Raw genomic sequence first — 13460 nt, 5'->3', positions numbered from 1 at the left:
GGTCTGGGGGCCTCCCCCCTGGCAACCGTGCCATATAGCCGCTGTGTGCCGCTGTAAGCTTCGTTTATGCTTTGAAACGAGAAAGCCCCACCTAAGGCGGGGCTTCAACAGCTACTAATGGTACAGAGCTTTAACTCTCCGATAGCGCTTTAGCGGTACGGAAAATCACTTCAATGCCTTTCGCGAGCTTGTCGTAATCCGTCCACTCTTCAGGTGCGTGGGAGATACCATCTCGGCTGGGCACGAAGACCAGCCCCACCTGGGTGATTTTGGACAAGATCATAGCGTCATGGCCTGCCCCACTGGGCATATGACGCCATTTAAGCCCAAAGCTGTCGGCGTCATGGGCGAACTGCTTCTGGATGTCTGCCGACATGGGGGTCGATGGGATCGTGATCTTCTCGCTAACGTTATAGGTCAGGCCGCTGGGTTGAAGCTGCTCTAACGCGGTGTTTAAACGCTCTTTGATCTGGGCAACGCTGTTGGCACTGGGCGAACGAATATCCACACTGAACGAGACGCTATCCGCAATCACATTGGCACCGCCAGGTTGCGCGGTTATGCGCCCTACCGTACCTACTGCGGCGTCATCCACCGCTTTTACCATCTCGGGTAGCTTCGCAATGATTGAAGCGGCCCCTACCATGGCATCTTTACGGGCGTTCATGGGCGTGGTGCCTGCATGCCCCGCAGCCCCCTTCACCGTTACCTCTACCTGGGAGAGCGAGACGACTTCGGTCACTATCCCTACATCCTCTTCGTGCTGCTCTAGCACTGGCCCCTGCTCAATATGCAGCTCTAGAAAGGCATGAATAGAGTCTGCTGCAAGCGCTACTTTGTCAGCATGAGAAGGGTCTAACCCAAACGTGGACATTGCTTCAGCAACGGAGACGCCGTTCGCGTCTTTCAGCTCTTGCAGGTCTTGCTGCGATACTTGGCCAGTGAGAAGCCGAGAACCTAAAAGACCGCTGCCAAAGCGCCCGCCCTCCTCTTCAATCATGGCAATGATTTCGACAGGTCTTTCAGGCTTTAGGCCAAGCTCTTGGAACACAAAAGCGGTTTCTAGCCCCGTCACCACACCGGCAGGGCCATCAAATGCGCCGCCGTTGGGCACCGAGTCAAAATGTGATCCCACCAATACCGGTGGAAGATCCGGATTTTGGCCCTCTATTCTGCCAAATAGGTTGCCAACGGCATCCTCTCGGGTTTGAAGCCCGGCCTCTTTCATTTTCGTTAACAAGTAGTCTCGTACACCACGGTGCTCTTCACTGTATGTCAGGCGCGTGGTTCCTTTGCCAGGTGTCGAGGTGAATTGTGCAATCCCTTCAATCATCTCCTGGATACGGGTTTCGTTTACATGCTGCTTAGTCATCAAATAAATCCTACAAAAATGCCCGCAATAACGACCGATACCATGGTCACGGTGACAAAACCGGCGACCAACATTGAGGGCAACATATGGGCGGAAAGTGCGGCGCGCTCGTCCTCGTCGTCCGTCAGGGTGTTCACGACTTCATTGGTGATCACATAGTCAGCGGGGAAACCGTAAAGGGCGGTGAGTGAACAGGCAAAAGCCATGGCTGGCGTCATACCTAATAACCGGCCAGCGATGTAGGAGAAGCAATACATACCCACAATACCGATGATGATGGCACCAAACATAGGGGCAGCGAGGTCCAGCAACATCTCAGGCGTTGCCCGGTTGAGGCCGCCAAAAATGAATAGCATCAGCACCATGATAACAAAGCCAAAAGAGTTAGCAGACTGAAGCGGCTGACGCTCTAAAAAACCACAGGAGGTAGCGAGCACTCCGCCAATCAGGCAAAGCACGAAGGGGCTGATATCAAAAAATGGCTGGATCAGTTGCGCGACTCCCCAGGCTAGAAAAGCCACCACCCCTAACCGGAAAAGCTTGAAGTACGTTGTGTTATAAGCAGGCGGAAGCTTCTTGAATAAACGCGGCTGGTGAGGGTCATGGTCTGCTGAGCCGGTTTTACCATCGCTTTCGGTTTTCCATTGGCCCGAGCGATAGAGGCCTAACACTCGGCGGCCTTCCCGCTGGAGCATCATGGAGGTTAAGGGGTAGCCGATAAAACCTTGCATTACATAGATGAGGATAGCGAGCACAGCCAGGCTCTCAAGCCCCGCTTCAGACGCCGCCTGTGACATAATTAAGGACGATACAATGCCGCCTGTCAGTGGCGGTGTTGCCACGATGATTGTTTGATAATCCAGGAACAGCTGGCCCACAGTGAACAGGAATACCCCAATACCCGCGATCCCAGTCAGGGCAATCACTACGGTCCGCCACTGTCGTTTCAGTTCATCAATCGACAGTAAGGTGCCCATGTTCGTGATGAGCAGGTACATCGCTAGATACACAACAGGGGTCGGAATACCGGCAAGCTCAACGATATTTTCAGGAAAGAACGTCCAGTAACCCAGCAGGAATAGGACAGCGCAGATGAAGACGGAAGGCAGTTTGGATTTGGAACGTGTGGCGGCGACATCGCCAACGTAGAGAATAAACGCGAGTATTGCGAAGGCTGCTAATTGTGGCATGTGAAGCCCTACTTTTTTTAGGTTTGAACGCAGCTAGTTAGGCAAGATTAAATTTGTAATGCGCTGCGTATGAGATAAAGCATATTTTCAATATAGAACCATATGGATCTATATTGCAAGAGGATGATGACGTGCATACCACATGGAAAGGAATACAAGATGTCTGACAAGGGGCTCTCAATTTTCGAGGAGACCTTCTCCTCCGACCTCTGCTACCTGATGGCGATGAGTCACATTGTGCTGGCCAACAACCAAGTCACTAGCCGCTTTATCGAGAAAAACTACGATATGCCGGTACATGCCTGGTCAACACTTTATGCCACCGTCTATTTTCCAGGCATTCTCGCTAAAGAGGTCCAGGTTCTGTTCCCACGCCCTCAGAATTCCATCAGCCGGGCCATCAAGCTGCTTGAGGAGCGCCAGCTGATCCGGCGCGAGGTAGATAAAAGCGACACGCGCGCGAAACACCTCTTCCCTACTGAGGAAGGGGCGGCGTTGTTAGCGGGCATAGAGGAGAAAGTGAAACAGCGTCAAGAGGAGGTATTTGGTGTGCTAACGGATTCCGAAAAGGAAACCTTTCTACGCTTGTGCCGAAAAATCATTGATAGCGACACGCTGAACAGCTCAGCAGCCTTTGAGGTGTTTTAAGCGTTGGCCCTTCGCGCAGTCGATGTCTTCCGCGCAGGTATGAACGCCCTCGGCAACAAAGCAGAGTAAACACTCAAGTACGGTAAGAGAGCCTACCCCCTTAGGGGTAGGCAGGTGGTATATGGAGGTAATCCCGCAGCAATTCAGGCTTTTATCGCTCAAACTGAGGCTCCCCAGAACCCGCCTGCCGGGTCGCGTATATACCTATTTGAGGAGCCTGTAGAGCTACCATGAGTCACGTTATTGAACAGCTAAATTTCTTGCGTAAGGCCAATGGGTCTTGTGTGAAAGGCCACGAAGCGCTGCGAATCCGTCAATGGCGTGGTAACGCATAAACGGCTAGCCAACCCCACGCTTAGCGCTGACACCAACGTAACCGAAAGGGATGCTGTTATCCCATCGCTCGATGCATGGTGTGAAGCACTTTGTCGAGTGTGGCCACTAACACCGGTTCACATCGTTAAACTCCATCAAGGTGAGTTTCAAATTAATGAATGTCTCCATACTCCGCAGAATGCGGGTTCGTTCCCAGATCCTATTGCTTCTGGCCCTACCGATGCTGGCCCTGTTATGGTTTGCCAGCACCGAGGTTATCGAGCGGTGGAAAGTCCGTAACGAGATGACAGCCCTGGTTGAGCTGGTCGAACTCTCTATTCCTGTTGGCGCTATTATCCATGAGCTAGAGAAGGAGCGCGGGGCTTCCTCTGTTTTTCTCGGCAGCGAGGGCGTCCAGGGGCGCAGTATGCTTAGCGAGCAGCGGCGGCTCACTGATACAGCCAGACAAGCGCTTAACCTCTTACTTGCCGACTTCGAGGCCGAGCGCTTCGGCACCTACTTCGAAGAACAACTCGCCGAGGTTATTGAGGCGATTAGCCGGCTAGACAGGACGCGAAACACTATTGATCAACAGGGTATGTCGGTCAACGAAAGCCTCCGCTATTACACAGAAACCATCAATCACCTCCTCCATATTGTCACCGCGACCGCAGGCCAAAGCCCCGACGTTGACATCGCGGGCAAAGTGAATGCCTATGTCAACTATGCACTCGGCAAGGGAGCTGCTGGCCAGGAGCGCGCCAACGGCGCCGCCCCGATCACCGTTGGGCGTTTTACCCCCGAAGAGCATCAGCGTTACTCACGCCTCGTCGCGAGGCAGAACCTCTACCTAGAGCTCTTCGCCAAGCAGGCGGATCAAGCGCTCATCGACACCCATGAGCGTATTGTGCAGGGCCGTGACGTCAACGAAGTCATCCGTATCCGCCAACTAGTTTTGGATGGGGGCCTGACAGGTGAACTAGGCGGCACCGAAGGTTCCTATTGGTATCAGGTCAGCACCGCACGCATCGACCTGATGATGGAGGTACTGGAACAGATTAACGCGGATCTGGTCACCAGTGCTAAGGCGCTTCGCCACCAGGCGCAGGTCGCCTTTCTGCTTATTGCACTCTTTAGTGGTTTAGTAGTGGTGATTTCCATTTTACTGGCTGCACTCATCGTGCATAACCTGCTGCGTCAACTCGGTGGAGAACCAGCCTATACGCAGGCAATCGTTCGCCGTATCGCGGATGGCGACCTCCAGGCCGTGCCGGAAGTACGTCAAGGGGATACGGAAAGCCTGCTTGCGGCCGTTAAGGAAATGGTCGAAAAACTGAGGACAATCGTTGGTAACGTTTCGACGGCGGCAGGCAACGTGGCCATTGGCTCTAAACAAATCGCCACTGGCAATACCGACCTCTCCTCCCGCACCGAAGAGCAAGCTGCCTCGCTAGAGCAGACGGCTTCTAGCATGGAGGAGCTCACCACCACGGTGAAGCAGAATGCCAACAATGCACATCAGGCTAGCAAACTGGCCCAGGATGCCTCGAACAAGGCTGAACAAGGGGGCGAGGTCGTAGAGCGTGTCATCAAAACTATGCATGGTATCGCCAATAGCTCACGGCAGGTTGCCGATATCACCGGCCTAATCGACTCTATCGCCTTCCAGACCAATATCCTGGCGCTCAATGCCTCTGTCGAGGCAGCACGTGCCGGCGAACAGGGGCGCGGCTTCGCAGTGGTAGCCGGTGAAGTTCGCAACCTAGCCAGCCGAAGTGCCGAGGCTGCCAGTGAAATTAAGACCCTGATCGAAGGGTCGGTGGTTCAAGTACAGGATGGCACCACCCAGGTGGAGCAGGCCAGCACCACCATTCAAGAACTAGTGGTCGCCGTGCAGCGTGTAAATGGCATCATTAATGAGATTGCCACCGCTTCCAGAGAGCAGAGCGATGGCATCGAGCAGGTCAATCAGGCGGTTAACCAGATGGACCAGGTGACTCAGCAGAATGCCTCACTGGTACAGGAGGCATCGTCCGCCGCAGTATCACTAGAAGATCAGGCCAGTCGGCTAGAACAAGCCATGGCTTTCTTCAAGATCAATGATAACCGGGAGCCATCAGCAAAGAGGTTACATACCAGCGCCTCCGCCTCGTCTGCTTTACACAACGGACGCACGAACTCTGTTAAGGCAATGGCCAAACCTTCCTCGCAATCCCGTCAAACGGATAATGAGGCTGCATGGGAGACGTTCTAAGCAATGGGGCCATCCGGCCCCATTCTTTTGAGAATACAATTCTGAAGCAAGCGTTCCCTATGGGGGCGCCTGTGGGGGCGAAACGAAGAAACAGTGAATAAGATAAGGGGAGCCCCTGGCAGGAGTCGAACCTGCGACCTGCCGCTTAGGAGTTGCCTAATATATTTTTGTCGGCAGTGAAGCTGGTAGCTATTGAAAGCAATGATATATACGCCCTACTTAAAGGGCGGATGCAGGTTCTGAGTGCCCCCCTACTGGTTAGTGAGTGGGCTTGCATGATGGTTAGCCATCAGTGCGCTTATCACTTCCGGACCTTTAAAGCCAAATAGCTTGCGTGGTCGTATATTCAGTTTAAGGCAATCGCGTCTAGTTCTTCATGGCTATACACGGAGATATCCGTCCACTTCGGTAGGTATTGGCGAAGAAGGCCGTTGATGTTTTCGCTAGCGTGGACCATTTTCGCGAGAAAAAGACAGCCACTGCGGAACTCTACTAACTCACTTTAGACGCATTGTTCTTTCCGTTAATCAGGTCGCCTTCCCAATGGCCGGGCATTTCACATTTACTCGCCTAGGGTGGCCGCAAGTGGATAGTGAACATGTCAAGGATTTGGTCACGACGGCCCACTTCATCAGAGGGTGACGTCGACATCGTGGCTTGCGTTGAAGACGAGTTGCTACCATTTTTTTACCAATGTCCGATAATGGTGTTAGGGACACTAATTGAGGAGCAGTAGCGGTACTTACTTGCAGAAAGTGAGGTGCTGGTTTTCTCAGCATAAAAGCCCAAGAGACTTACCTCTTACTTATCAAAAGGATGGAAGAAACGCTGTTCAATCTAACTAACAGCCTCCCTCTCACATCAGGAGCATGATGTCTGTAGATAGGTCAAGGTCTACATATTCTAGGCCAACAAAACATACTATCGTATACGCAGGTGCCTATCATGACCCATCCCGCCCTCTACTCAAACCCCTCCGCGGCCGTGATTCGGGCGCTGCTCCAGCACAAACATGTGGTTTCTCTGTACGCCAAGGATATGGCTTATCCTCTAAAGGCAGTCGTTCACGAGCTTGACTTAGACACTGGCCGCTTGGTTCTAGAAGTAGAGTATGCCGATAGTGATATTGAGCGTTATCTCACTAATGGCGGCGTCAGCTTCGATCTGGAAGCGTTGAAAGGCTCCCAAGCCATGGAGCGTGAGACTTACAGCCTCAGCAATGTCGCCGCTAAGCTACTAAAAACTGACAGCACACTTTATCACCTAGAGTGCCAGCTCCCAGAGTCGGTTTTTGTGAGCGAGCAACGCGGGGCGGTCCGTATTCCTTTTGTTCTGGGTATGCATGTACGCGTTAGTCTTGAGATCTATCTTCATGAACTCAGCGTGCCAGGCCGGCTACGCAATTTATCGGTAGGTGGCTGCATGGTCGATATCGACCTAGCAGAGAGTATTGCGATTGGCGTGGGTCAGGAGATACCCGGAGTCACTCTCGAGTTTCCTAATGGCGAGAGCTTCTTTGCTGAGGGAAAAGTGTGCCATATCCGCCCCTTTGGCAACCAGGGTTATGCTGCCGTCGGCGTCCAATTCATTAACATGACTACTCCTCAGACAGAGGCGCTATTTCGATTTGTGTCAGAGTCCGAGCGTGAGGCCTCCTACCGCACTGGGGCTAAGGATAAACTGGACTACCACTCTTCACTGTTTATCCCTGGGGCGAAGGAGCAAAAACTTTTACAGCGTGAGACCCATGGAAACGAGAAACGGACACGCCTATCACCAATGGAACGGGGTGTGATGGAAGTGGCTCACCAACTCCAGGTGGGACTCATGTATATGAAGGCCCGTCATCTGTTTCCCGGAGTGATCTTTTACGACTGCGTTGACACTCTACGCTATCTAGTCGAGCAAGATCGCAAGGCGTTTCTCTATGCGTTATCTTTCTTACGTGACGAACCGGACTGGGTTCGCCATGCCGTACAGGTGACGGCTCAGTTAGCCGACATGATGCTGGCGCGTGATCCGCACTCCTCACGTGTACGTGAAGCCATGCTAGGGGCGTTGCTACATACCCTGGGTAAACCACTGCTGGTCAACGCTGAGTTACCATCGCTTAAGATCAACATGAACCCAACGCAGAAGGAGATTCTCAGAGGTCACGTGACCGTGCTTTGTGACAAGCTGAAAGAGCTTAAATGGACACCTAGTTCCACTTGCCGACAAGTCATTGAGAATGCTAACGAGCGTCTAGATGGCTCGGGCTACCCGGCGGGCAAGCGAGGTAATGAGCTGTCTGACCTAGTGCGTCTAGTTTCCGTGATTAAAGCAATCAACAAACTGATGCATTCGCGCAACGGCATCCCGCCCCATACACCGTTGGATGCTTATCGTATGATTCATGAGGCTACTACTGCCTATGACAGAACAGTGCTGGTGGAATACATACAGGCCTATGGCCTCTACCCTATCGGCAGTCTAGCTAAATTCTCGGGAGGATTTCTCGCTTGGGTCATGGATATCGACAGCAAGTGCATGCCAACACAAGTTCATATTGTCAAGAATCTACGCTTCCCTGACACTAACATTAGCAGTGTCATTGGCAGCGACGATTTTTCACAGCTTGGAAAATTGGAGGGTATTGTTAACCCGGCCGACTACGGCGTAAAAGTCGTGAAGGCATAACCCAAAACACTACAGTGGTTATTCTGTTGCCAAATCCGAAACGGCTCGGTTACGCCCAGCACGTTTTGCAGTGTAGAGCGCTTGATCAGCCTGAGCCATCATTTGGCCCAATGGGTCAGAATGGTTCTCAGGCTGGCGGGCAATACCTAGACTAATCGACATTTTTATCGGCAAGGACTCTTTACTTCCAAGCACTTTAACGTAGAAAGGCTCATCAGCTACGCTTCTTCGTAGGCGTTCTGCCAACACGATGGCTTGATCATCCTGCATATTCCTGGCGAGAACAGCAAACTCTTCACCTCCTAGACGTACAAGCCAATCATCTGCTCGAAGCTCATGCTGTAGTCGCTCCACCATTAACTTCAACAGGGCATCCCCAACCGGATGACCATAGGTGTCGTTGACCTGCTTGAAATGATCAATATCAAACAGAATAAAGTGTCTTGAACTCTTAACATGTGTGTCTGCTTCAAGGTAGCGCTCTAAGCCTCGTCGGTTAAGAGCACCGGTTAGAGCATCTCGTTCGGAGTCAGCCTGCACCTTCTCTTCATGCTGTTTGCGCTGCCTAATATCGACCAGCAAGCCGGCCACAGCAACCGGCTCCCCCTGTTCATTGCATTGAAACTCGGCAATGATTTCGTGCCAAACCCACTCTGAATTGTCGAACCGTACTCGAGCATCTAGGCGCAACTGGGTAGGTGTTACATCACTATAAATCTTCCTTAAGTGAGACCAGAGTCTAGCTCGATCTTTCTTATGGAGACGGGCAAGCAAACGCCTCAGTGGCACGCGCGGATAAGTTTTCGGATAACCCAGTGTCGATTTTAGTGTTTGTGAACACCATACGCGCCCATTGCGCAAACTGATTTCCCAGACACCGCAGTCGGCCACCTTGTGAAACAGCTCTATCTGACGAGAACGATGGCTCAGTTGGTAACGGTAGAGAGCCGCTGCGATCAATTGTCCGGCGGCGGTTAGCAAGTCAAGACCCGGCCCTCTCCAGCTAACAGCACGCTCACAGTCATCGACTCCCAAAGTGCCCCACCAACGATTATTCACAAAGATAGGCACTGTTGCCATGGATTGGATTCCTTGGCTTTCAAGATGTCGCCGCAGTGGTCCGGCAGGCATGATGGGGACACAGATATCATGGCATCCTCCCAACTTGCGCTCTTCGACTAGCTGGCGATATTCGGGGTCCTTGAGAGAGGAGGAGAAGAAGCGAAAGCGCCGCTGGCTCAACTGACGATAGCGATCGGAAGCGGCCCATTCGAAGACATAGTCTTGAATTACCGCCTCAGGCTGTATCTCCAAAAGCTGGAAAATCCAAACACGGCTAGCCCTAGTCGCAGGACCCAATTCAGCTAACAAACGATCGACACCGTCTGCCCAGTGCTCTGCGTCCATCAAAGCACTACCCCCCTGCTCAGTGCTGCTAAGCAATCACAGGCATTGACCGGCACCGAGAGAACAAGGGGCGCTGCTAAAGAGTTAGGGGATCGGCTCATTGGACGCTCTTGTTTTATCAATAAGAGAGCTATTGCAGATAGCATCGTTAATCTTATCCTGCAAGCCAACCCTATTAAACTCACAGAATAGAATCTAGAACCATAATTGACGGTTCTGGTAATTTTAACCAGGTCGTTAACCAACAAAGCGTAAAGGCAACGCTGGCTATAACCCCGCCGCTCCACGATGGCAACGAGTGCGAACAATACGGCAGCACCCAGAAGATACCATTGATTATTTTTCGATCATCCCGCTTGAGCCTGCCCATGATTTGAGGGGCGACACGATAATTTCAACCTATGCCCTGCCGTCATCAGAGTTCTCGTAACGTTCAACCACTCCTTTCCCCTATGCTGCTTTTGTAAAGAGGACATTAGCAAATAGAGCTTTTCGTATAAAAATCAGCTTGCTGCTGAGCAAGCCATGTGACGAGGCTATCTAGCGGCATAGGCCTAGCAAACAAGTACCCTTGGAACACATCACAGCCCAGTGACATTAAGTAGTCGTGCTGCTCTGGTATCTCGATTCCCTCAGCGACGACTCGAAGGTCTAGCTCCTGGGCTAACGTAATAATACCCTGGCAGATAGCAGCATTTTTATCACTCTTAGCAGCATCCTGTACGAAACTACGGTCAATCTTGATCTTATCAATAGGCAGATCCCGTAAATATCGCAAGCTCGAAAAGCCGGTACCAAAGTCGTCAATACTGGTACTGACCCCCATACCACTTAGAGCGTTGAGAATATCAATAGCTCCATCAGTATCATGCATCAATATCCCTTCGGTAAGCTCCAGCTCTAGATGTTCTGGTGCTAGCTCTGTTTCTTTCAGTACGTGGCGCAACGTGCTCAGAAAGTTAGGGCGGTGAAACTGCAAGGGCGATAAGTTGACCGCCATACGCCCTGTTAGCAGCCCTTCCGACACTAACCGATGTGCATCTTTACATGCTTGACGCATGACCCAGCGGCTTAGCGGGATGATTTGGCCCGTCTCCTCCGCCATGGGAATAAAGGTTGCCGGAGAGATAAAGCCTTTGGTCGGGTGATGCCAGCGGACCAGGGCTTCTAACCCATCAACATGACCGGCCCTATTTAGCAACGGTTGGTAGTGCAGACTGAGATGCCCTTGCTCGATAGCTTCCTGCAGCTCACATCGCAAACTAACACGCTGACTCAGCTTACTATCGAGATCTTCGGTAAAAAGCTCATAGGTGTTACGCCCCTGTTGCTTAGCTTTATACATCGCCATATCGGCATGCTGAAGCAGTCGCTCAGGTTCATCTAGCCCACCGCGATTTACCGCAATCCCAATGCTGGCCGAGACATGGAGCTCATGCCCACTGACTCGATGTGCTTTGTTCAGGTCTTCCAGCAGCCGACTGGCGACTTCTTCCGCTTCACTAGGATGGTTTAGGTCAGGAAGCAGGAGCACAAACTCATCACCCCCCAGGCGGGCTAGCGTATCGCTAGTCCGTAGGCCCTGCTGCAGACGCTCTGCCACGCTGATCAATAACTGATCACCCACCTTGTGGCCGAGCGTATCGTTGATGGGTTTGAATTCATCTAGGTCAATAAACAGCACGGCTAACGTCTGCCCACTACGAGCGGCTAGCTCCACATCGTGGGCAAGATGATCACTAAACAAAGCACGGTTTCCAAGGCCTGTCAGTACATCATGGGTCGCCTGATAGGCTAGTTGACTCTCCTGCTCTTTACGTTCTGAAATATCGTTCATAATGCCCACAAAGTGAGTGACGTGCTGATCCGCATCACGCACGGGCGATAGAAATAGCTGATTCCAAAAAGAGGTGCCATCACGCCGATAGGCGCGCATAGTGGTCGATAGACTGTCACCGTTCTGGACGGCTGTGTTAATTTGCTCAATATCATTGGGTGCTGTCTTGCTACCCACCAGAAAAACTGGCGATTGGCCAAGCACTTCCTGTTCCAGATAGCCCGTCATTTGTGTAAAGGCTGGGTTAACGTAGACAACCGGGCTTCCATCTTCACGAACGTCGAAGATAACGGCACCGTTATTGCTGGCTTCAAGGCTACGCTCCAGAATGTTTAGCCTCTCCTCAGTGATTACCCGCACGGTGCTATCTTTCGCGATACCAAACACCCCGTCGATCTCCCCATTGACGATAATGGGTAGCATCAATACATCTAGATACTTGGGAGCAGCTCCCTCACGGGTATAGCACATGGTGTAGCTATATGGCCTTCCTTGGGAAGCAGCACGGAAGGCCATTTCCGTCTGCTCGATATCTGCTCGTGAACAGGCAGGTTCACAAATCACGCAACGGAAGTGCCGGTTCAACAGTTCGCTTTCTCGGAAACCAATAATCGACTCAGTCACCGGGTTGAAGCTGCGGTAGTTACCCTCTTTATCAAACGCAAAGACAGCATCTGGGTTTTGGGTAAATAGCGAGCTAAAGCGCTGCTCGCTAAGCTGCAGGGCAGCCGCTTGTTGGTCTCGAATCGCTACCAGCGAGCGGCTGATAATCAACTGATAGGAGAACACTAGTCCCAAAAGGCCGAATACGACCGGCAAAGCACCGGGCAAACTGGCAATAGGCAGCGGCCCATCGAGCGCTGAAATTGTAAAGGTCGGCCCTCCAGGAAGGGTCACTTCACGGGAAGCAAATACCCGAGGCGTAATCCCTTCATGCCAATCTTGGGCCGCTAGCGTTCCCCACGTTCTATCGTGTGACGTGTAGGTGACTGTGAAACCGCCCGTATCCAGATGGCGCTGTTTGCGGATGATGGCAGCGAAGTCAATAGCGGTCAGCATGGTGTTCTGCCCACCATCAAGGGAGACCGCTAAGAGACCAAGGCTACTGCGCTCAGGTTCTGGAAAATGCCAACTAAGACGTCGGCTTAGCTCCCCTTGTTGGCGAAGCCAGCCGAGCGTTATGGGGTTCACTAGCTGATCCATTAACCACAACAGATCTTCAGGTTCACGTCCTACTCGCCAACGTGTCTGAGACTGAGGCCCCAAGTAGGCGATGGCCTGTAAGCTTGGCTCATCATTCATCAGGGTGTGCATTTCTACTTGCTGGACATCAGGATTTGGGGCGTCTCCTAATGCTAGCCACCGCGCGGTAAGGCGTTCAATTAAGCGGGTATCTGTTTCAACACGCTGCAACAACCCATCAGCTATATTGCTCACTAAATTCTCGGCACTAGTAACGCGAGCATGATATTGCACCCAACTGCCGGCTAACCAGATCAATAGGCTAGCCGTGACGCCTAACACTCCAGCTATGATGGCAGAGCGTGGCAGTAACAGCACCGGACAATAGAGTTGACGCACAATGATTAACAAGCCCACGCCGAATAACAGGCAAAAAACACTACCTGTAGCCGTTAGACCTGCCACTGACGTAGAAGAACCTGAATCCGTGAGACCGGCCCCAGGAAGCACTTCTAACCCACTGACCTGCATGGCAATATAGCCATTATCGCCATTCACCCAGACAGTGCCATGCCC

At 52.1% G+C, this 13460-nt stretch carries 7 protein-coding genes and 1 pseudogene; 3 read left to right on the top strand and 5 right to left on the bottom strand.

Annotation, left to right across the window (positions count from 1 at the left end; all coding sequences use genetic code 11):
• Positions 1-130: 130 nt before the first annotated feature.
• Together BIS10_RS12670 and BIS10_RS12665 are read right to left on the bottom strand one after the other, a co-directional pair.
• Positions 131-1372: a Zn-dependent hydrolase gene (locus BIS10_RS12670; protein WP_253505719.1), complete on the bottom strand. Its 1242-nt coding sequence runs from the start codon at positions 1370-1372 to the stop codon at positions 131-133.
• Entirely contained in the window at positions 1372-2562 is a 1191-nt protein-coding gene (locus tag BIS10_RS12665; RefSeq protein ID WP_083023993.1) for a hypothetical protein, read from the bottom strand. Before BIS10_RS12665 ends, BIS10_RS12670 begins: the two co-directional genes overlap by 1 nt.
• A 159-nt stretch (positions 2563-2721) precedes the next feature.
• Here BIS10_RS12665 and BIS10_RS12660 point away from each other — a divergent pair, with 159 nt between their 5' ends.
• Positions 2722-3210, top strand: a complete 489-nt coding sequence (locus tag BIS10_RS12660; protein ID WP_083023991.1) for a MarR family winged helix-turn-helix transcriptional regulator — start codon at positions 2722-2724, stop codon at positions 3208-3210.
• 556 nt (positions 3211-3766) lie between these two features.
• Entirely contained in the window at positions 3767-5779 is a 2013-nt protein-coding gene (locus tag BIS10_RS18930; RefSeq protein WP_301282045.1) for a methyl-accepting chemotaxis protein, read from the top strand.
• A 251-nt stretch (positions 5780-6030) separates the two neighbouring features.
• Here the strand turns inward: BIS10_RS18930 and BIS10_RS12645 are convergent.
• Positions 6031-6415: pseudogene (locus BIS10_RS12645) on the bottom strand (transposase); the annotation flags it as partial.
• Positions 6416-6724: 309 nt separating this feature from the next.
• Here BIS10_RS12645 and BIS10_RS12640 point away from each other — a divergent pair.
• Positions 6725-8458: a PilZ domain-containing protein gene (locus BIS10_RS12640; RefSeq protein WP_253505717.1), complete on the top strand. Its 1734-nt coding sequence runs from the start codon at positions 6725-6727 to the stop codon at positions 8456-8458.
• 18 nt (positions 8459-8476) lie between these two features.
• Here the strand turns inward: BIS10_RS12640 and BIS10_RS12635 are convergent, their stop codons facing one another.
• Complete coding sequence (locus tag BIS10_RS12635; RefSeq protein ID WP_083023279.1) at positions 8477-9865, bottom strand: sensor domain-containing diguanylate cyclase; 1389 nt, start codon at positions 9863-9865, stop codon at positions 8477-8479.
• A gap of 475 nt (positions 9866-10340) precedes the next feature.
• The coding region (locus BIS10_RS12630; protein WP_253505715.1) for a bifunctional diguanylate cyclase/phosphodiesterase at positions 10341-13460 on the bottom strand (3120 nt) is incomplete at its 5' end.

The organism is Halomonas sp. 707B3 (genome assembly GCF_024158645.1).
Taxonomy (GTDB): domain Bacteria; phylum Pseudomonadota; class Gammaproteobacteria; order Pseudomonadales; family Halomonadaceae; genus Vreelandella; species Vreelandella lionensis.
This window is presented reverse-complemented; position numbering and strand designations above follow the sequence as displayed.

What these genes read in the sequence shown, in the direction of transcription:
- BIS10_RS12670 (WP_253505719.1), bottom strand. Translation starts at nt 1,372, where the DNA reads ATGACTAAGCAGCATGTAAACGAAACCCGTATCCAGGAGATGATTGAA.
- BIS10_RS12665 (WP_083023993.1), bottom strand. Translation starts at nt 2,562, where the DNA reads ATGCCACAATTAGCAGCCTTCGCAATACTCGCGTTTATTCTCTACGTT.
- BIS10_RS12660 (WP_083023991.1), top strand. Translation starts at nt 2,722, where the DNA reads ATGTCTGACAAGGGGCTCTCAATTTTCGAGGAGACCTTCTCCTCCGAC.
- BIS10_RS18930 (WP_301282045.1), top strand. Translation starts at nt 3,767, where the DNA reads ATGCTGGCCCTGTTATGGTTTGCCAGCACCGAGGTTATCGAGCGGTGG.
- BIS10_RS12640 (WP_253505717.1), top strand. Translation starts at nt 6,725, where the DNA reads ATGACCCATCCCGCCCTCTACTCAAACCCCTCCGCGGCCGTGATTCGG.
- BIS10_RS12635 (WP_083023279.1), bottom strand. Translation starts at nt 9,865, where the DNA reads ATGGACGCAGAGCACTGGGCAGACGGTGTCGATCGTTTGTTAGCTGAA.